The following is a 1,434-nucleotide window of genomic DNA, read 5'->3' as shown; positions in this document are numbered from 1 at the left end:
GCCGATGCCGGAGCCGACCGGTGAGAGCGCAGGCTCCCGGCCGACTTCCTTGAGATCGGTGCCGCAGCCGGACAGTGCCGCCGCCGCGACAAGGACGAGCAATTGCAACTTCATGACGGATCAACCCTTCGCGCCGCGCTGGCCATGATGCCGGTGAGCGTCGCCGCCGCCTTCTGGTCCATTTCGTTGAGGATGATGCCGGCCTTGCGCGCATCGAGCTTCATCAGGATGGCCGCAGCGAGCTCGGCGTTGACCATTGCCAGGCGCTCGGCTGCGGCGTCTGGCTTCATGCCGGCATAGATCTTGACGACGCTCTCTTCGGCGCGCGCCAGGAATACCTCGCGTCGCTTCAGCCACTGCTCGTACTCGGAACGTTTTGTCTCCAGGGCTTTCATGCGCTCGTCGATGCCTGCCTGGAGCTGCTTCAGCTCCTCGGCCTGCAAGGCGTAGCGGCGGTCGCGAGCTGCATCGGCGATGTTGGAGCAGAAGCGCTGGATCTCGCTCTCGTCCGGCGCCTTCCCGCGCGCGAGATCAGCCGGCTGGGCCGGGGCCTGTCCGCCGGGCAGCACCTGGCGGACTTCTTCCGCGCGACCCGGAGTGCCGCCCATCAGCGCAGCGATCGAGACAGCGGCTAGTAGCTTCATGGTCGTATGAAGTCTCGGGCGACGATGCGGGTTTGAGGAGAAGAGCTCGATCATCGGCATGCCTATTGGAGAACCAGGTCGGCCTGCAGGGCGCCGGCCGACTTGATCCCTTGCAGGATGGCGATGATGCCGTCGGGCTTGACGCCGAGACGGTTGAGACCGGAAACGAGCGTTTCAAGGTCGGGGCCGTCGAGCACGGCGACGCGGGCGTCGGGTCGCGAGGCCTCGATGGCGGTGAAGGGTTCGACCGCCGTCTCGCCCTTGGAGAAGGGCTCCGGCTGAACCACTTTCGGCGCCTCGGTGATGCGCACGGTGAGCGTGCCGTGGCTGATCGCGACGCGCGAGATCTTGACGTTGTTGCCGATGACGATGGTGCCGGTGCGCTCGTCGATGACGACGCGGGCAGGCGCATCCGACTCGACGACCAGGTTTTCGATCTCGGCATAAAAGCGCGCGGCCGATACGTTCTTCGGCCGTCTGATCTGCACGGTGCGGGCATCGCGCTCAGCCGCAACGCGCATGCCGAAGCGCTGCGAGGTGTAGTCGTTGATGGCGTCCGCGATGCGGATGGCGGTCGAGAAATCGGGATTGCGCAATTGCAGCGTCAGCACGCCCTGATCGTCGAACTCGGCGGGCACCGAGCGCTCGACGATGGCGCCGTTCGGCACGCGGCCGGCGGTGGGCACGCCTTGCGTCAGCTGCTCGGCCTGGCCCTGGGCGGTGAAGCCGCCCACGATCACCGAGCCCTGGCCGACGGCGTAGATCTCGCCGTCGGCCAGGGCTCGGTGAT

At 66.7% G+C, this 1,434-nt stretch carries 2 protein-coding genes and 1 pseudogene; all 3 read right to left on the bottom strand.

Translation table 11 applies throughout. From position 1 onward, the window contains the following. A pseudogene (locus EOA75_RS32785) lies at positions 1-114 on the bottom strand (flagellar basal body L-ring protein); the annotation flags it as partial. After that, the gene (locus EOA75_RS32780) at positions 111-644 is read right to left on the bottom strand and encodes a MotE family protein (RefSeq protein WP_067327062.1); all 534 of its coding nucleotides are present in this window, start codon (positions 642-644) and stop codon (positions 111-113) included. The gene EOA75_RS32780 and the pseudogene EOA75_RS32785, both read right to left, overlap by 4 nt. 62 nt (positions 645-706) lie before the next feature. Continuing rightward, positions 707-1,434 (bottom strand): flagellar basal body P-ring protein FlgI (locus EOA75_RS32775; RefSeq protein WP_206517113.1); only part of this gene is annotated, 728 nt, incomplete at its 5' end.

The organism is Mesorhizobium sp. M1A.F.Ca.IN.022.07.1.1, assembly GCF_003997575.1.
Taxonomy (GTDB): Bacteria; Pseudomonadota; Alphaproteobacteria; order Rhizobiales; family Rhizobiaceae; genus Mesorhizobium.
Note: the sequence above shows the minus strand (reverse complement) of the source record. Positions and strands in the feature narration are given on the sequence as shown.